Origin of the sequence: Enterobacter sp. ECC-019 (assembly GCF_043974075.1) — a bacterium.
GTDB lineage: Bacteria > Pseudomonadota > Gammaproteobacteria > Enterobacterales > Enterobacteriaceae > Enterobacter > Enterobacter asburiae_D.
In genome coordinates this window covers 3658375-3676491 of sequence record NZ_CP143759.1, presented here as the reverse complement: position 1 = coordinate 3676491, position 18117 = coordinate 3658375, and the positions used below count along the sequence as shown (strand labels likewise).

The 18117-nt window shown below is 58.1% G+C and carries 12 protein-coding genes; 3 read left to right on the top strand and 9 right to left on the bottom strand.

The window, feature by feature from the left end; translation table 11 throughout:
• Positions 1 to 11 precede the first annotated feature (11 nt).
• From V1566_RS17470 to V1566_RS17455, 4 genes are read right to left on the bottom strand one after another with little or no spacing between them, the layout of a single operon-like run.
• Entirely contained in the window at positions 12 to 1337 is a 1326-nt protein-coding gene (locus tag V1566_RS17470; RefSeq protein ID WP_395304122.1) for a lysine N(6)-hydroxylase/L-ornithine N(5)-oxygenase family protein, read from the bottom strand.
• Positions 1334 to 3076 carry an aerobactin synthase IucC gene (gene iucC / locus V1566_RS17465; protein ID WP_395304121.1) on the bottom strand — a complete coding sequence of 581 codons (1743 nt, stop codon included), beginning with the start codon at positions 3074 to 3076 and terminating at the stop codon, positions 1334 to 1336. Before iucC ends, V1566_RS17470 begins: the two co-directional genes overlap by 4 nt.
• Positions 3073 to 4020: a GNAT family N-acetyltransferase gene (locus V1566_RS17460; protein WP_395304120.1), complete on the bottom strand. Its 948-nt coding sequence runs from the start codon at positions 4018 to 4020 to the stop codon at positions 3073 to 3075. The genes iucC and V1566_RS17460 overlap by 4 nt, the downstream gene beginning before the upstream one ends.
• Positions 4020 to 5762: an IucA/IucC family protein gene (locus V1566_RS17455; RefSeq protein WP_395304119.1), complete on the bottom strand. Its 1743-nt coding sequence runs from the start codon at positions 5760 to 5762 to the stop codon at positions 4020 to 4022. The genes V1566_RS17460 and V1566_RS17455 overlap by 1 nt, the downstream gene beginning before the upstream one ends.
• 138 nt (positions 5763 to 5900) lie before the next feature.
• On the opposite strand from V1566_RS17455, the gene V1566_RS17450 reads away from it, so the two are divergent.
• The gene (locus V1566_RS17450) at positions 5901 to 7112 is read left to right on the top strand and encodes an MFS transporter (RefSeq protein ID WP_395304118.1); all 1212 of its coding nucleotides are present in this window, start codon (positions 5901 to 5903) and stop codon (positions 7110 to 7112) included.
• Here the strand turns inward: V1566_RS17450 and mtfA are convergent.
• Positions 7109 to 7906 carry a DgsA anti-repressor MtfA gene (gene mtfA / locus V1566_RS17445; RefSeq protein ID WP_032658707.1) on the bottom strand — a complete coding sequence of 266 codons (798 nt, stop codon included), beginning with the start codon at positions 7904 to 7906 and terminating at the stop codon, positions 7109 to 7111. The genes V1566_RS17450 and mtfA overlap by 4 nt on opposite strands.
• Before the next feature lie 345 nt (positions 7907 to 8251).
• Between mtfA and V1566_RS17440 the strand changes: the two genes are divergently transcribed.
• Positions 8252 to 9151, top strand: coding sequence for a LysR family transcriptional regulator (locus V1566_RS17440; protein ID WP_395304117.1), 900 nt, complete (start codon positions 8252 to 8254; stop codon positions 9149 to 9151).
• Here V1566_RS17440 and V1566_RS17435 read toward each other — a convergent pair.
• The 4 genes from V1566_RS17435 to V1566_RS17420 all read right to left on the bottom strand — a co-directional run bounded on the left by V1566_RS17435 (position 9126) and on the right by V1566_RS17420 (position 14720).
• A complete protein-coding gene (locus V1566_RS17435; protein ID WP_395304116.1) occupies positions 9126 to 9914 on the bottom strand; it encodes a substrate-binding domain-containing protein in 789 nt (262 codons plus the stop codon). The two genes, V1566_RS17440 and V1566_RS17435, sit on opposite strands and share 26 nt — an antisense overlap.
• Complete coding sequence (locus V1566_RS17430) at positions 9911 to 11224, bottom strand: MFS transporter (RefSeq protein WP_395304115.1); 1314 nt, start codon at positions 11222 to 11224, stop codon at positions 9911 to 9913. Before V1566_RS17430 ends, V1566_RS17435 begins: the two co-directional genes overlap by 4 nt.
• Before the next feature lie 282 nt (positions 11225 to 11506).
• Positions 11507 to 13156, bottom strand: coding sequence for a class I fumarate hydratase FumA (fumA, locus tag V1566_RS17425; protein WP_395304114.1), 1650 nt, complete (start codon positions 13154 to 13156; stop codon positions 11507 to 11509).
• A gap of 55 nt (positions 13157 to 13211) precedes the next feature.
• Positions 13212 to 14720, bottom strand: a complete 1509-nt coding sequence (locus tag V1566_RS17420) for an anion permease (protein WP_395304113.1) — start codon at positions 14718 to 14720, stop codon at positions 13212 to 13214.
• 610 nt (positions 14721 to 15330) lie between these two features.
• On the opposite strand from V1566_RS17420, the gene V1566_RS17415 reads away from it, so the two are divergent.
• A complete protein-coding gene (locus V1566_RS17415) occupies positions 15331 to 18111 on the top strand; it encodes a flavocytochrome c (RefSeq protein WP_395304112.1) in 2781 nt (926 codons plus the stop codon).
• Positions 18112 to 18117 lie beyond the last annotated feature (6 nt).

The window sequence follows — 18117 nt, the reverse complement described above, 5'->3', positions numbered from 1 at the left end:
GATTGTGTGTGTCAGTACTCGGTGGTTTTTGCTAACGATTTAAAAACCGGGTTGCTGTCCGGGCTGGCGGTGGTGCGCCAGTGGATAACGCCGGGGGTGGTGGCCAGCTCAAACGGCTCGTCGGCGTGCGCGCGATTCAAGATCCGCGCCGCGCGCCAGGCCATCAGGCTGAGCTGGGGTTCGGCAATGCCGAGACGGTGCATCCCGGCATTCACGGCGAACAGGCGGTTGCTCTGCGGTCCGTCCCATTCGAGGGTGAAATCGTTGTTGATGCAGAAGGCTTCGTCCGTATCCAGATGCAGGCGATGAGACAGTGGCGCGAGGAACGCGGGCTGCACGGCGCGGTAGCCGGTGGCGAAGATCGTCACGTCGCTCTCCAGCTGCTCGCGGCCGCCGTCGAGATGATGCTGAATGCTCAGACGATGTCCGTTTTCCTGGCGCGTCAGGGACGTCACCGAGCGGGACGGCAGGAGATGCGCCCAGGGTTTTTCACGCAGCACTTCGAAGCGGTGGTACATCGCTCGGTAAATCGCCAGCAGGGACTCGGTGGTGATACCGTCGGACGTCATCTTCTGCTCGTGCAGCATCTGACGACGGGCCTCTTCACCCAGCGTGGAGAAGCTGTCCACGTACTCGGGCGTGAAATACTCGTTGGCAAAGGCGGCTTCATCCAGCGCGTTGTAGTTATTGCGGCGCGATACCCAGTTCAGGCTCAGCGGCTGGCCCCATTCGCCGCGGAAGATATTCAAAAACAGGTCGGCCCCGCTCTGACCGCCGCCGACGACGGTGACGCGCTTGCCCGCAAGATCCGGCGTGCGCAGCATCATCTCGCTGGCGTGGAAGCAGGTATCGTCCTGAGCGGTGACGCAGTCAGGCAGGTTGATCTGTTTGCCAATCCCCACGCAGACGTGACGCGCCAGGAAGCGATCGCGCTGGGTCACCACCTCAAACAGGCCGCTTTTCTCATCAAAGTTCACCTGCTGTACCTGCTGGCTGAAGGCGAGGTTGGTAAGGTTTTCCGCCGCCCAGCACAGGTAGTCGGCAAACTCCTCGCGGGAGACGGTGCGCTGCTCGGTGGTCAGGAAGCGGTAGAACTTTTTGCGCTGCACCAGGTAGTTCAGGAAGCTGTGGCGGTTGGTCGGCTCCACGGCGCTGACCAGGTCTTTCAGGAAACTTGTCTGCATGTGGCAGTCGGGCACCATCATCCCCGGGTGCCAGGAGAAGTGCGGCTTACGCTCAAGGAACAGCGAGCTAAAGCCGTCCAGCCCTTCGGCCAGAGCGGCGATGCTGAGGTTAAACGGGCCAATACCAATGCCGATGAAATCATAGGTTTTCATTGCGCTGACTCCCGGGAGGCGAGAAAAAGAGGGTTATCGAGGTCGGTAACGTAGTTCGGCAGCATGCGGCTGCCGCCGTCGTGTTCGGAGAAGGTCAGTTTGACCGGGTTGAGGATCACGCGAATAATCTGCGGCTTGAACAGGTCGAACGTCGCGAAGCGCTCCGCAAGCTCCGGGTGCGCGGCCATATAGCGTTGTAATACCTGCGCCAGGATCTGATAGAAACGGGTTTCGCTCACGCCGCATTGCAGAGTGAGGCGCGAGATAAAGCGCAGCACCGTCACAAAGTTGCCGGTTTGCAGGTCGTGAATGATGTAATCCGCGCTGAGGCGCGCCGTGACGGCCTTCACCTGCTCCGGCAGGCTCTGCGCCTGCGGGAAATCCTCATCCACCAGGCGCATATCGCCCTGGAAATCTTTTAGCAGAATGCGCTGTGGAATAGAGTCCTTCATCACCAGCGTCACGTTCTGGCCGTGGGCGATCAGCGCCACGCCGTAGCGGCAGAGCAGGTGATAGAACGGGATAACCGTTGCCTCAAACAGCTTTTCCAGCCACGCGTCGGTGCTTAGCCCCGAACGTTTAATCCACGCGTCGATCAGCGGGCGCCCGGCATTGTCGGTTTCCATTAGCGCCGCCATCAGCACCGCCTGCTCACCGTCTTCTAAATAACAGGATGGGTTCTCGCGCCAGATCACCCCCAGCATCTCCTGATAGCGGTAGGGCGCTTTCGGCAACGCGGCATAGCCCGGATGCGATAGATATCCGGCGGCGGGTTCGCCAAGCACCTGCGCGCCAGAGCGGATCAGCGTGGCGTCGGTGGCAAACTGCTGCTGTAGCCAGCGCGAGGCCAGCGGCCCGGCGGCAATGTACTTGCCTGGAATGCCGCGATAGCAGGAGGTGTTGTAGATAGTCAGCGGAAGCTTGATGTCATACGGCGTGCGACGGCTGGCGTTGGTGAGCGTGCGCAGTGACTGCTGCGCCAGATACTCATCGCCAAATTCGCCCAGCTCAACCATCTCTCCGCGCGCCAGCTGCGCCAGGAAATGAATGGCAATTTTCTGCTGCCACTGCCACGGGTGCAGCGGCACCGGCAGCCAGCCGTCGTCAAGACCCAGCGCCTGCCAGCGGGCGTCAAAGCGGGCGCGCTCGGCGTTGTCCATGGCGCTCGCCAGCAGAGCGTTGATATCGCAATCGGCGTCGCTGCTCCAGACCAGATACTCCCGCTGGACGGCAACCCAGTGCAGACGAAAACGTCCGCGATACTCCGGCGCGTACTGACGCAGCGCGTCCAGCCCCCAGCCGCGGCGGCCTTTGTTGAAAATAAACTTCGGGTGACCGCTCATCAGACACTGTAATTCGTCCGGGTCGAGGTGGATTAGCGCGTCCGCGTCCAGCGCTTCACGCGCCTGCAGCAGCTGCATGTCGCCGCGCAGCGTGGCGTAGAGATCTTCCATGTGCTCTGCCGTTTGCGCATCGCTCATCTCCAGCACCGTCGCCAGCTGCAGCAGTGCGCTTTCCGCTTCTACGGCATCGCCGCTGTCGGCGATCAGGCTGTCCGGATCGATATGCAGCCAGCCCCAGATCCCGCGCGCGGCGCGAAACTGCCAGGACTCGTTGCCAATGATAATGCGCCAACTGTCCGACGAAACCGGTTCAGCGCGCAGGGTGCGTTCGTATTCCAGCTCGGCGAGGATCTTCGCCACCATCTCGCGGTTCACTTTCTCCCAGAGCGCGTTCACAGGCCCACCTCGCTGAAGAAGCGGTGACGCTGGCTCATGATCAGGCGCGAGCGTTTGTGCGGGAAGTCGAACTCTTTCATCGTGTCAAAACCGGCGGATGCAAGGTGGCGGAACAGGCGCTGGTTGTCGAAGCGCGGCTCGGCGACGATGCGCGTGGTGCGCGGTTCATCGAGATACAGATAGTGGCTCAGGCCGCGCAGCCAGCTGCGGATGTACTGCGCGCCGCGCCAGTTCTCTTCACCCACCAGCATGTGCAGGCCGCGGTCAAACGGCTGCCAGCGGTAGTGGCGGCCGATGCGGTCTTCCGCCGCCCAATAAAGCTCAAAATAGCCGAACGGCTGGTCGTCGAAGCAGCCGATAACCGGGTAGCAGTAGGTCGAGTCAAGCTGGCGGCGCAGGTAGTTTTCCTGCTCGGCCTGTGGGCCCGCCATCTCCCAGAAGGCGTTCACGCGCGGGTTGTTCATCCATTGGGTAAAGCGCTCGCCGTCCAGCGCCACGTCGGCCACGCGGAAGCTGAGGGTACGCTTAATTTGCGGATCGTAACGACGGTACACTTCGCCCTGCGGGCGGTGAGGACGCAGCGGGAAATACAGCTGACGGCTCTCGTCAAACTGCATCCCGCCGCTGGCCCGTGATTGTTCGCCTTTCAGCCACAGCGGCAGCTGCCAGAAGGTTTCGCGTGCCAGATAGTCCCCGTGGGCCAGGCTAAACAGCGCCTGCGCCTGGGGTTCATCCTGCCAGCTCGCCCAGGGCAGGGTAATGCCGGTCAGCGCGGGTGCGGCAACAAACAGCTGATCCAGGGCTTCGACCAGCCAGCCGTCCGGGATCCCATTCAGACGCTCCAGCACCGCGCTGCCGTCAAGACCCAACGTCAGCGGCAGCGCGCGATCCGTGGCGGTGCAGCGAAAGCCATAGCCGGAATGGACGATATTCGCGATTGCCATTACGCCTTCTCCTTGTAAAACGGGTTGCTAAAGTCGAAATAGATCACCGCCGGATCGGCGATGGTGTTTTCATTGCGATCGTGCAGGTAGCAGAAGAAGTTGCCTTTACAGTTCCAGGTTGGGCTGTCGAGCACGTAGTCGAGGCAGCGGGTCTGCTTTGCCGTGCTGCGCAGTTCCGTCAGCGCGTCGCGCACCCGGGACATCAGGCTCTCCTCGCTGTCGAAACCTGCGGCGGCAAGGGCGGCGGTGACGGCAAGGGTAGAGTTCAGCAGCAGGTAATAAGGGAAGTAGCGCAGCAGCTGGCTATCACCGAAGCGGTTTTCCACCTCCGTTTCGCCCGCCTCTTTCAACCACGCGTCGGCTCCTTCGGTCCACGCGCTGCCCTGGCAGTCGCGGTAGATCAGCCCGACGGGGAAATCCTGCTGCATCTCAACGAGGATATTTTGCTGGTGCGCCAGCAGGACCAGACCGTAGTCCGCCTCGGCGCTGAACAGCGGAAGTAATACGCGGTCGCAATAGGCGTCCAGCCAGCAGCGGGCGGCCTGGGCGAGCGGTAATTCCAGACGCTGACTCAGACGGCGCACCGCGGAGGCCAGCAGGCTATCACCGCCGTCCGGCGCGGCCTGGGTCAGGCTCACCAGCACGTTGGTTTGTGTTTCGGGGGTATCGAACAGCAGGTTGACGCGCAGGGCCATCAGGCTCTCTTCCTGAATAGCGCCGCTTTCGTCACGCAGCCCCGCCCAGCCATCTTCCTGCATCACGCGCATGGTCGGGTAGCGCGCCTGTAATTCCTGCCAGCGTTCCGTTTTCGCCAGGCGCGCCAGGCGCATCCCGCGCTTAACCTCTTTGACCGACAGCGTGCGCACGGAGTTGGTCAGGCGCACGCTGAGGGAGAACTTAATCATGTCGCTGTTGGTTTCGCTGTACAGCGAGCGTGACGAGCTGGTGGGCAGCCACTGCGCGCCCGCTTCACCCAGGTCCTGCAATGAACCGTTTTCCGCCAGACGCTGGCACCACTCCTGCTCCAGCAGATAGTCGGCCTGCCACGGATGCATCGGCAGCAGCCAGCGGGTGTCGGTGAAGTGGCCGAGCAGTTCAGGCGCGCTCTGGGCCGCGAAGCGCAGCAGCCGCTCGCGCAGGGAGACGTTCAGGCTGTCGCCAGCAACGAGCGTGCTCTCAACGGCAAACCACCGCAGCGGGAAGCGGGAGGCGAAATCGGGCAGATAGCGACGCGCCTCGGTTTCGTTGAACGGCTCGTGCGACTTCGGTGCAGGGTGAAACGCGTGGCCGACCAGCAGCGCCTGTTCCGCGTCGGCAAACGTCAGCGGCTTATCGCGCAGGCTTGCCCAGCTGTGGCGTAAATCAATCGCCTGCCAGGTGTGCGCATGGCTTTCGAGAACGCGCTGCTTAAAACGCGCCAGCGTATCGGCGTCAAGCGAGCCTTTTACTGACGGTTTTTCAAGAATTAAATCAACCAGTTGATCAAATGTGACGGCGTCACCGCCATCACTGTTGCTCTGAATAAGGGTTGCCGGGAAACGGTACTGATGATGCTGGGTGGGAGAGAAATAGCGTACCGGAACCCGAAGCGCCTGGGTTTGTGACAGCGGAATATGAATGTCCGGTAACGCATCCGCAGCGGTAGCGGGGAGATAGCGCCAGTCCTTCGTTTCGCGTAACAGGGCGTTTAAAAAACACTGGGCTGCAACGTCTGTACCGGCAGAGCGGGGCAGAGCACGCATAGATGTACCTCATTCCATGATTGATAATAATTCTCGTTATGATATTCATTCTGTTTACAGTCGCAACCATTTTTGCAATATTTGTTTTCATAAACTTCATGATTTCCACACATTTATTGACACTATGTTCACATTCTCATGCGCACTGACTCTGAAATACTGACCGAAAACGTCCCCTCAAAAGCCAACTGGCCCCTGGCGCTATGTGCAGGTTTATTAGGTATCGGGCAAAACGGCCTGCTGGTGATGCTCCCGCAGCTGGTGACCCTGACCGGACTGTCGCTCTCGGTCTGGGCCGGTCTGCTGATGTTCGGATCCATGCTCTTTTTACCGGCCTCGCCCTGGTGGGGACGCCAGAGCGAGCGGCGGGGGTGTAAAGCCGTGATGCTGGCTTCGCTAAGCGGCTATCTGGCCAGTTTCGTCGTCATGGCGCTGGTGGTCTGGGCGATGGCGGCCGGAAGGCTGGATACCATCTGGGGACTGGCGGGGCTGATCCTCTCACGCCTGCTTTACGGACTGACGGTCTCGGGGCTGGTGCCTGCGGCCCAGACGTGGGCTATTCAGCGTGCGGGGCTGGAGAAGAGAATGGCGGCGCTGGCGACGATAAGCTCCGGCCTCAGTTGCGGACGTTTGCTCGGCCCGCCGCTGGCGGCGCTGATGCTCAGCGTCAGCCCGGTGGCGCCGCTCTGGCTGATGGCGATCGCGCCGTTAATCGCCCTGCTGCTGGTGCTTCGCGAAGTCGCGGACCCGCCGCTGCCGCCGGTGGCGCACCAGGCGACCCGACTTCAGGCCTCCATGCTGCCGTTCCTGCTGCTGGCGCTGCTGCTGGCGGCGCTGGTAAGTCTGATGCAGCTTGGGCTGTCACCGCATCTTAGCCCCCTGCTGGAGGGCAATGCCCGGGACATCAGCCATCATGTTGCGCTTCTGCTGAGCCTGGCCGCGCTGGCCACGCTCGCGGCGCAGTTTCTGGTGGTCCGCCCGCAGCATTTCACCCCGGTGACGTTGCTCTGCATCGCGGCGGTGCTGATGGTGGCCGGGCTTGGGCTGATGTCCGTCGCGGGTTTAACGCTGTTCTACGTGGGGATTGTTATCACTTCACTCGGGGCGGCGATGGCAACACCGGGCTACCAGCTGCTGCTGAACGACAGGCTGACCACCGGGAAAGGGGCGGGCGTCATCGCCACCAGCCACACGTTAGGCTACGGCGTCAGCGCGCTGCTGGTGCCTGTGGTGACGCGCTTTTACGGCGAGCAGTCTTTAACGGTGGCCGCATGGGGAATGGCATTGCTGTTTTTAGCGTTGAGCATAGGGGTACGGTCAACCGAGCGTCCCCCTGCTGAAAAACCTTAATGGATCTGGCGGGAGGAATGGCCGCCAGACTCCTCATTTTGCCGCAGACGCTGCAGGGGATCCTGCTGATAAAACTGGCAGAAACGCTGCCACAGTGCCGGGAAACGGGGCGCGAAGAGCTCCGGCGCGCTGAAGAAATACTCTGAGAGTACCGCAAAACACTCGGCCGGGTCGGTTGCCGCATAGGCGTCAATGCTGGCCGCGCTTTCGCCGACCAGGTCTATTTCATCCTGGATGTTATCCATCGCCGCGTGCAGATCGTGCTCCCAGCCCGCCACCTCGCGAAGCGGGATCAGCGGTACTCCGCTGGCGCGATCGCCGTTGCGGGTATCCAGCTTGTGCGCCACTTCGTGAATAATCAGATTAAAACCGGACGCATCGAACGAGTCCTGAATGTCGAGCCAGTTCAGGATAATCGGCCCTTGCTGCCAGCTTTGTCCGGACTGCACCACGCGCTGGTTGTGCACCAGCCCGATATCGTCCTGCCATTCGTCATCCACCACGAACGGTGCGGGATAGATAAGCACTTCGTGGAAACCGTCCAGCCACTCAATGCCGAGCTCAAGCACCGGCAGACAGAATAGCAGGGCGATGCGCGCGTTTTTCAGGGGATCGAGTTCGAAACCCTGCAGTGGAACCAGGCGTTTTTGCTGTAAAAAACGATCCGCCAGCTGAACCAGTTTCGCTTGTTCATCCGGCTTAAGATTCGCCAGAACAGGGATCGTCAGCGCGTCATCCCATGGCAGCGCCATATCCCGGCCAGCCTCATTCGTTTTCCAGGGCCACTTTATCATCGCTTTGCTCGCAAACTCGTCACTTGAACAAAAATGGGAAAGTCAGGTTCGGTTAAGATGCCAGAAAATCGCTCACTACGACAATTCCAGCCTGAATAAACTATCATTCGTACGTAGCGGTGGGTAGCGGTTTGCGGGCATCACCTTCATTTTGTGAAGTCTGTCGTAGCCTTGTCTGTAGTCCCAGTGAATTTATCATTACAGTACTGACAAAGAGAAACTATCGGTGCCTGGAGCACAATGAACGTTAATCTGAATTTCCACACCGCACCGGTTGCGGTAGGTCAATAAGACGCTATTATTTTTGACTTTGTTGCGTATTCCCTGACAGGACATCCAGACGCTATGCCCGTGAATTTTGACCTTAACGATCTTTATGCTTTCAGAGCGTTAGTGGAATACGGTAACTTCCGTGTCGCTGCTGAATCTATCTGCTTATCACAGTCGGCGTTGAGCCGCAGGATTGAAAAGCTGGAAGCCGCGCTGGGAAACCGGCTGTTTGACCGTACCACCCGCCGCGTGGCATTAACGCTATACGGGCAAAACTTTGCTGAACGCTCCGCGCAACTGCTCGACAACGTTGAGTCAATGCTGGCGGATGTTGATAAAGTCAGTGAAGAGCGGACGGGGCTGATCACGGTTGCCACGGTACCTTCCGCAGCCTGTTACTTTATGCCTGATGTGATCCGTCGTTTTCAGTCTCGCTATCCGCGCGTTCGCATTAAGCTCATCGACAGCAGCGCGGGGAATGTGATTGACGCCGTGGCCCGAAGTCAGGCGGATTTTGGCATCTCCTTCGCAGGCAACTTGCCGTCTGAGATCGAATTTTTCCCGCTGGTGGAGGATGTCTATGTTGCGGCATGCAGAAAGGATCACCCGCTGGCGCAGAAGAGTCACCTGACGTGGCAGGCATTTTACCAGCAGGATTATATCTCCCTCGATAAAACGTCAGGTAACCGTAACCTGCTCGATCGGATGCTGGGGAATATCATTCCCGAACGCCCCAGCGTCTGCGAAACGCGCCACGTTACCACGATGCTCGGTATGGTAGAGGCGGGGATCGGCATTGCTGCCGTTCCCGCCATGTCGATGCCGACGTCAGCGCACACGCTGCTGACGCATCTGCCGCTGGTGGCGCCGGAAGTGAAACGCACCGTGGGGCTTATCCGGCGCCGGGGGCGCATCCAGTCTTACATTGCGGCTGAACTGGAAAAGCAGATCACCGAGCAGTATCGCCGGACGTAACGGGGATCATCCCCGTCTCCTGGATGACGGCCCTTGAGGGCGGTGAGGCGAGATAGGTCAGCAGCGCTTTCCCCTCCGCGGGATGTTCTGCATGACGGGTGACCGCACCCGCGAAGCGCGTGATGTATTGCAGATTATCAGGAATTTTCCCGATAAAAGTGACGCCCTGAACCGGCAGCAGCTCGCTAACCTGCTGGAAGCCCACGGCGTATTTTCCTTTCGCCACTTCTGAGGCGACCGGAATACGTTCGACTTTTGTCGCTTTACCCGCTACTTCCTTTTCAATCCCCAGCTTTTTGAACAACGCCTGGCTGACATACCTGCCGCTGGCGCTGTCAGAGTAGGCGATGGAGCTGGCCTGCAGCAACGTGTTACGCAGACTCGCCTCGCTGCTGATATCAGGAACGTCCGCACCTTTTTTCACCACCATGCCAACGGGAGAGTCCGCGAGTTCAGTTCGCGAACCCGGCTGGGTCTGGCTGGCCTTTTCGAGCTTCTCCAGCGCATCGCCCACCATAATCACCACGTCGGCTTTCTCGCCGCGCGCCAGTCGGTTTGGGATCGCCTGCGGCGTCGTGCCCATTGAGGGGCCGGGGATGATCACAATTTTATCCCCGGTCCGGTGTTCATATTCCGGGGCCAGCTTTTCCAGGGCAGCTTTGAAGCCGCCTGAGATCATGACCTTCACGTCCTGAGCACAGGCATTAACGCTCAGGAACGTCAGCACCAGCGCGCTGGCGGTACAGCGATAAGTGCGTTTCATACTGCCTCCTGTGACTTGACGGTGTTTTGCAGCGATACCGCGCGGCGGCGATAGAGGTAGAGCGTGGCCAGCAACGCACACACCGCAGCGAAGCTCATCCAGTAGCCAGGCGACGCTTTGTCACCGGTGTATTCAATCAGCGCGGTGGACATTACCGGAGTAAAGCCGCCAAAGACCGCTGTTGCCAGGCTGTAAGCCAGAGAGAACCCCGCCACGCGCACTTCCGCAGGCATAATCTCCGTCAGGGCAGGGATCATCGCGCCGTTATACAGGCCGTAGAGGAAGGAGAGCCACAGCAGCACGCTCAGCATCATGGAGAAGCTGGGGGCGCTCGCCAGCAGCGTCAGGGCAGGATAGCTGGTCGCCAGCGCCAGCAGGGCCATGGCAATCAGCACCGGCTTGCGTCCGAAGCGATCCGACAGCGCGCCGCCCACCGGCAGCCAGATGAAGTTAGAGATAGCCACCAGCAGCGTGACCAGCAGGCTGTCTGAGGCGCTGAGCATCAGCACCTTTTTGCCAAAGGTGGGGGCATAGACGGTGATCAGGTAGAACGCGGTGGTGGTCATCGCCACCATCAGCATGCCCGCGACCACCACCTGCCAGTTGCCAAGCAGCGTTTTAAAGACCTGACGCATCTCCAGATGATGGCGGCGCGCGCTGAACTCTTCTGTTTCCTCCAGCTTGCGGCGCAGGAAGAAGATAAACGGCACGATTAAACAGCCGAACAGGAACGGGATGCGCCAGCCCCATTCGCGAATGGCGCTCTCCTCCATCAGGGCATTCAGGGCAAAGCCCATCGCCGCGGCGACCATAATGGCGACCTGCTGGCTGCCGGACTGCCAGCTGGTGTAAAACCCTTTGCGGCCCGGCGTGGCGATTTCAGCCAGATAGACTGATACGCCTCCAAGCTCTGCACCGGCGGAAAAGCCCTGCAGCAGACGGCCTGTCAGCACCAGCAGCGGTGCCCACAAACCGATGCTTTGATAAGAGGGGATAAGCACAATCAGGAACGTCCCCGCCGCCATGATGGAAAGCGTGACGATCAGCCCCTTTCTGCGCCCTACCTTGTCGATATACGCGCCAAGCACAATGGCCCCAATGGGCCGCATCAAAAAGCCCGCACCGAAGACGGCGAAGGTCATCATCAGCGACGCAAATTCACTGCTAGCGGGGAAGAACGTGTGGGCGATGTAGGTGGCATAGAAGCCGAAAAGAAAGAAATCGAACTGTTCGAGAAAGTTGCCGGACGTCACGCGAAGTATCGCGCCCGCCTTAGACCGTACGGTTGCAGGTGAGGTTGAGGAAAACATGGTTATCTCCAGTTTATTGTTGACGTTTTACGCGTCTGTTTCTGAAAACTGGATCAGGACGAGGAAATAGATAAGCGCAAATGCCGCATCGGCTGATGCATTTTTTGCATGAATACCATCAACCGTGCAAATACAATTAATGGCAACAATAACTTAACAATTGATTGATTTTTTATTCACCACATATTGCTAAGTGGCTGATATCACGGTTTTGTGACATGACGCAGGCTCATGTCTGTCTGCGAGTGCCGGGCAGCGTGGCGCCACCCGGCCTGTCTCAACCTATCGCTGTGAACAACCCGCACACTGTTTGTTCTGGATCTGCTGGAAGAAATCGTTGCCTTTGTTATCCACCAGAATAAACGCCGGGAAGTTCTCGACTTCGATTTTCCAGATGGCTTCCATTCCCAGCTCCGGATACGCGACGCATTCCAGGCTCTTAATGCTGTTTTGCGCCAGCACCGCCGCCGGGCCGCCAATGCTGCCCAGGTAGAAGCCGCCGTGCTTATGGCAGGCGTCGGTTACCTGCTGGCTGCGGTTGCCTTTTGCCAGCATGATCATGCTCGCGCCGTGGGATTGCAGTAAGTCCACGTACGAGTCCATACGTCCCGCCGTGGTCGGGCCGAGTGAGCCAGACGCGTAGCCTTCCGGCGTTTTGGCCGGGCCCGCGTAGTAAATCGGATGATCTTTGACGTACTGCGGCAGTTCTTCACCGTTGTCGAGCAGCTCTTTCAGCTTCGCGTGGGCGATATCGCGCGCCACGATGATGGTCCCGTTCAGCGACAGGCGGGTAGAGACCGGGTGCGCGGAAAGCTGCGCCAGGATCTCATTCATCGGCTTGTCCAGATTGATGCTCACCACGTCGCCTTCGCCCTGATGGCGCAGTGACTCCGGAATGTACTGACCCGGGTTGTGCTCCAGTTTCTCAATCCAGATCCCGTCGCGGTTGATTTTCGCTTTGATGTTGCGGTCTGCGGAGCAGGAGACGCCCATGCCGATCGGGCAGGAGGCGCCGTGGCGCGGCAGGCGGATCACGCGGATATCGTGGGCGAAGTATTTACCGCCAAACTGCGCGCCGAGGCCGAGGTTCTGGGCTTCCTGGAGCAGTTCCTGTTCGAGCTGAACATCGCGGAACGCCTGGCCGTGTTCGTTCCCTTCCGTCGGCAGCGCGTCGTAGTAGCGGGTGGAGGCCAGCTTCACGGTTTTCAGCGTGCTTTCGGCAGAGGTACCGCCAATCACAAACGCGATATGGTAAGGCGGGCAGGCCGCAGTGCCCAGGGTGCGCATCTTCTCAACCAGGTAGTTTTTCAGCTTTGCCGGGGTGATCAGCGCTTTGGTTTCCTGATAGAGATAGGTTTTGTTGGCAGAACCGCCGCCTTTAGCCATGCACAGGAATTTGTATTCGTCCCCGTCCACGCTGTAGAGATCGATCTGCGCGGGCAGGTTGGTGCCGGTATTCACCTCTTTATACATGTCCAGCGCCGCATTCTGCGAGTAGCGCAGGTTATCTTCAATGTAGGTGTTATACACGCCCTGGCTCAGCGCCGCTTCGTCACCGCCGCCGGTCCAGACGCGCTGGCCTTTTTTGCCCATGATGATCGCGGTGCCGGTGTCCTGACAGGTTGGCAGCACGCCTTTTGCGGCAATTTCAGAGTTACGCAGGAACTGCAGGGCAACGTATTTGTCGTTCTGGCTGGCTTCCGGGTCGTTGAGAATGGCGGCAACCTGCTTCTGATGGGAAGGACGCAGCATAAATGCGGCATCGTGGAAGGCCTGCTGCGCCAGCAGGGTCAGCGCTTCTGGCTCTACTTTCAGCACTTCCTGACCGTCGAATTCGGCAACGGAGACGTGCTCTTTGGTCAGCAGGTAGTATTCGGTGTCGTCATGGGAAAGAGGGAAAGGGTTCTGGTAGATAAACGGTTTGTTTGACATAGCGTATTGCTCCACAAAAATAAAACCGCCGGAGGAGGAGTCCGGCGGTCAGGAATCAGAACATCATGGACATCCACGGATAACCAATCAGCAGCAGGGCCGCCAGGAAGATGGCACCGAAGATGGTGCCGAGGCGCCAGTAGTCTTTGGTTGGCAGGTAGCCGCTACCGTAGTAAATCGGGCTTGGGCCAGTACCGTACGGGGTGATGATCCCCATCACGCCCAGCGAGGTCACCATCAGCAGGACAAACACTTCCATATTCATGCCCGGAATGGTGGAGGCGATGGTCAGCATCGCTGGCAGCAGCGCCGTAGTGTGCGCGGTGGTGCTGGCAAACAGGTAGTGCAGCAGGTAGAACGCCAGCAGCAGGACGACGGTCGCCACGCCTGGGGAGATACCGCTCATTAACAGACCGCCTTCTTTACCTAACCAGCTGATAAAGCCGGTAGAGGAGAGACCGTCCGCCAGCGCTACCAGGGTGGCGAACCAGACGAAGGTGTTCCATGCGGCTTTGTTACCGGTGATATCGTTCCACTCCAGCACGCCGGTCCACAGCATCAGACCCACGATGAGCAGGGCCGCCATGGCAGGCTCAATCCATGCGGCAGCGAAGATCCACATCAGCAGCGCACAGCATACGAACACCAGCAGCAGAATTTCATTGCGGGACAGTTTGCCGAGTTTTTCCAGCTCGCGGGTCGCCCACAGCGGCACTTCGTTATTCACTTTAACTTCGGGTGGGTAGAACCAGTAGGCCAGCAGCGGCATGGCCAGAATCAGCAGGATACCCAGCGGCAGGAAGGCGAGGAACCAGGTGCCCCAGGAGATATCAATCCCAACCGTACTTTTCACCAGCGCCAGGGCCAGCAGGTTTGGCGCGAGGGCGGAGAGGAACATTGAGCTGGTGATACAGGCCGCGGTGATCGCCACCCACATCAGGTAGGAACCAATCTTACGTGCGCTTGGGTCATTCGGTTTTGAACCGTACAGCGGCGGCAGGTTAGCGATGATCGGGTAGATGGTCCCGCCGCTGCGCGCGGTGTTGGACGGGGTGAACGGTGCCAGCAGCAGGTCCGCAAACGTAATGGCATAACCAAGCGTCAGGCTGCGACGCCCCAGGTACTTCACCAGAATCAGCGCCAGACGACGGCCGAAGCGGGTTTTGTCATAGCCTGCGGCGAACATAAAGGCACCGAAAATCAGCCAGACGGTGGAGTTACCAAACCCGCTCACCGCCCATTTAAAGGAGGCGCCCGCCAGCTTGAATTTCGGGTCAGCCAACTGGTCAGGGCTAAACAGTACCCACTGGCTGCACAGGGCAATGGCGACGACACCAGTCAGGCCGATCACCGCACCCGGCAGGGGTTCGAAGATCAGACCGACGATCACGCCGACAAAGATGGCGAAGTAGTGCCATGCGTAAGGCGGCAAGCCTTCAGGAACGGGAACAAACAGCAGCAGTACGGCGACGACGATGGGTAACGCCATCATCAGCAATCGTTTTGCGTTTCCCTTTGATGCCTGGTTCGCCACTGGGGGCGTTACAGCAGTTTTTGTATTCATAGTTTCACGTCTTAAGTTGTCAAAAATTCGGTCGCGCTGAAAAACAAAATTGCTTTCTTAAGTTTCTTTGCTTTTTTTAGTTATTAAAGGTGCTTTCTTGTTTTTTCGGTAATAGCGATTTAACGCGTTTTCGTTTGCGCTAAATTAAAAATGATGATGTTTTTATATTGCGCTTTTGAATGCCATAACTATTGATCGTGATCAAAAAAATAGAATTGCAGCGTTATTTTTATGCTTTTATTAATAACCACTCTGGCGTATGTGGGTATTGCGTGTTTTTCGCGTATTCTTTTATCATTTTTTTAACAACATTTATTTTGGTGTATTCATATCCTCTTGTTTTTGTTGTGATTATTTCTTTTTGGGTGAATTGGTTTTACCATTAACCGCTTAACGAACTTTAAATTATTGTGAATGGTTAAATGACAATCTCTAACACCAATGTGTTATTTGTGTTATTGCAGGGATTAAATAGTTTTTTAACTAACGTAATAACTTTAGAAACTAAAAAAATCATTATATTAATATCATGACATCGGCAAATAACGACGAAATAAAAAAATCAATCCGATAACGAATTCTTAATTTTTAAAAGTTTGGAGTTTCTATTATGAGCACTAACGAACGCATTCTTAGCCCCTTCACATTACCGAATGGCACTGAACTGAAAAACCGTTTGTTAATGGCCCCTATGACAACCTGTACCGGCTATTTTGACGGCACCGTCACCAGCGAGTTGGTGGAGTATTATCGGGCCCGTTCCGGTAGCATTGGTACTATCATCGTGGAGTGTTGCTTCGTTGACAATCTCGGTCTCGCCTTCCCGGGTGCCATCGGTATTGATAATGACGAGAAAATCGCCGGGCTGGCGAAAATCGCTGAGGCGATTAAATCCAAAGGCTCTAAGGCACTGCTGCAGATCTACCACGGTGGCCGCATGGTTGACCCGAAACTGATCGGTGGACGTACGCCCGTTGGCCCAAGCGCTGTTGCCGCACCGCGTGAAGGCGCAGCAACGCCAGTGGCACTGACTGGCGAAGAAGTCGAAGGCATGATCGGCAAGTTTGGTGAAGCCGTGCGCCGCGCCATCCAGGCTGGCTTCGACGGCGTAGAAATCCACGGCGCAAATACCTATCTGATTCAGCAGTTCTATTCGCCAAACTCTAACCAGCGCGATGACGAGTGGGGCGGCAGCCGCGATAACCGCGCGAAGTTCCCGCTGGCGGTGCTGGACATTACCCACAAAATGGTGCGCCAGTACGCGGACGATGCGTTCATCGTTGGCTATCGCTTCTCCCCTGAAGAGATGGAAGTCCCGGGCATTCGCTTTGACGACACCATGTATCTGCTGGAAAAACTGGCGGCGCGCGGTGTGGACTATCTGCACTTCTCCGTCGGCGCGACCCTGCGTCCTTCCATTGTCGACACCCAGGATCCCACCCCGCTTATCGAAAAATACTGCGCGATGCGTTCTGAAACGCTGGCGCAGGTTCCGGTCATGGGCGTGGGCGGCGTGGTAAATGCTTCAGACGTGAATGAGGCGCTGGACCACGGTTACGACCTGATTGCCGTTGGCCGCGCCACCATCGCTTATCCGGACTGGACCGACCGCATCGCGGCCGGGGAAAGCCTGGAGCTGTTTATGGACAGCACCAAACGCGAGGCGTTGAGCATTCCTGAACCGCTGTGGCGCTTCTCGCTGGTAGAAGCGATGATCCGCGACATGAGCATGGGCGAATCCAAATTCAAACCGGGTACCTTTGCTGAGAAAGTGCAGGATGAGGCTAACGAACTGGTGATTAACGTCAGCCTGGAAACTGACCGCATTGCGGACATCGAGCTGGCCTCCGGCCCGAGTGAAGACGTTGAGTTTGTCACCAGCTTTGAAGAGATCCGTACCCGCATTCTGGATGCCAATACCCCGCATGTGGATGCCATCACTGGCGCAACCAGCCAGAGTGAAGCGGTGAAGAAAGCGGTCTCTAAAGCGATGCTGAAGTCCAGCAAAGCGCTGGCAGCGGAAGAGGGCGTCGACCCGAACGAAACCCGCATCGTGGACGTGGTCGTTGTCGGCAGCGGCGGCGCCGGTCTGGCGGCGGCGATTCAGGCTCACGACGAAGGCGCGAGCGTGCTGATTGTCGAGAAAATGCCAACCATCGGCGGGAACACCATTAAAGCCTCTGCCGGGATGAACGCCGCCGAAACCCGCTTCCAGCGCGTGAAGGGCATTCAGGACAGCAAAGAGCTGTTCTATCAGGAAAGCCTGAAAGGCGGCGGCAACAAGAATAACCCGGAACTGCTGCGCCGCTTTGTTGAGAACGCGCCGCAGGCGATTGAGTGGCTGGCAACGCGCGGCATCATGCTGAACGACATCACCACCACCGGCGGGATGAGCATCGACCGTACTCACCGTCCAAAAGACGGTTCTGCGGTGGGGGGCTACCTGATCAGCGGTCTGGTGCGTAACGTCAACAAACGCAACATCGAGGTGATGCTGGATACTTCCGTCAGCGACATTATCTTCGAGAACGGCGAAGTGACCGGCGTACGTCTGACCACCGAAGAGAACGAAACCATCACCGTGGCTACCAAAAGCGTGATTGTCGCCACCGGTGGTTTCAGCGCCAACAGCCAGATGGTGGTGAAATATCGTCCGGATCTGGAAGGGTTCGTCACCACCAACCATAAAGGGGCGACCGGCGGCGGCATCGCGCTGCTGGAGCGTATCGGTGCTGGCACCGTGGATATGGGCGAAATCCAAATTCACCCAACCGTTGAGCAGAAAACCTCGTACCTGATTTCCGAGTCCATTCGCGGCGGCGGAGCGATTCTGGTCAATCAGAAAGGGGAACGCTTCTACAACGAAATGTCGACCCGCGATAAAGTCTCGGCGTCAATCATCGCGCTGCCGGAGAAGTACGCATACATCGTCTTTGACGAGCACGTACGTGCCAAAAACAAAGCCGCGGATGAGTACATCGCGAAAGGTTTCGTGACCAGCGCCAGCTCGCCAAAAGCCCTTGCTGAAGCGCTGGGAATGGATTACCACGCTTTCCTCGCGACGCTGGAACGTTACAACGGTTTCGTTGAGAAACAGCACGATGACGATTTTGGTCGTACCACCGCGCTGCGTGCGCCTATCAACGAAGGGCCTTTCTACGCCATTCAGATTGCGCCGGGCGTGCACCACACCATGGGCGGCGTGACCATCAACACTGAAACCTGCGTGCTGGACAGCAACCACAACGTGCTGCCAGGCGCGTTTGCAGCCGGTGAAGTAGTCGGCGGGATCCACGGCGGTAACCGTATCGGCGGTAACGCAGTGGCAGATATCATTATTTTTGGTACGCTTGCAGGACATCAGGCGGCTATGCGTTCGAAAAAGCAGTAAGACCCC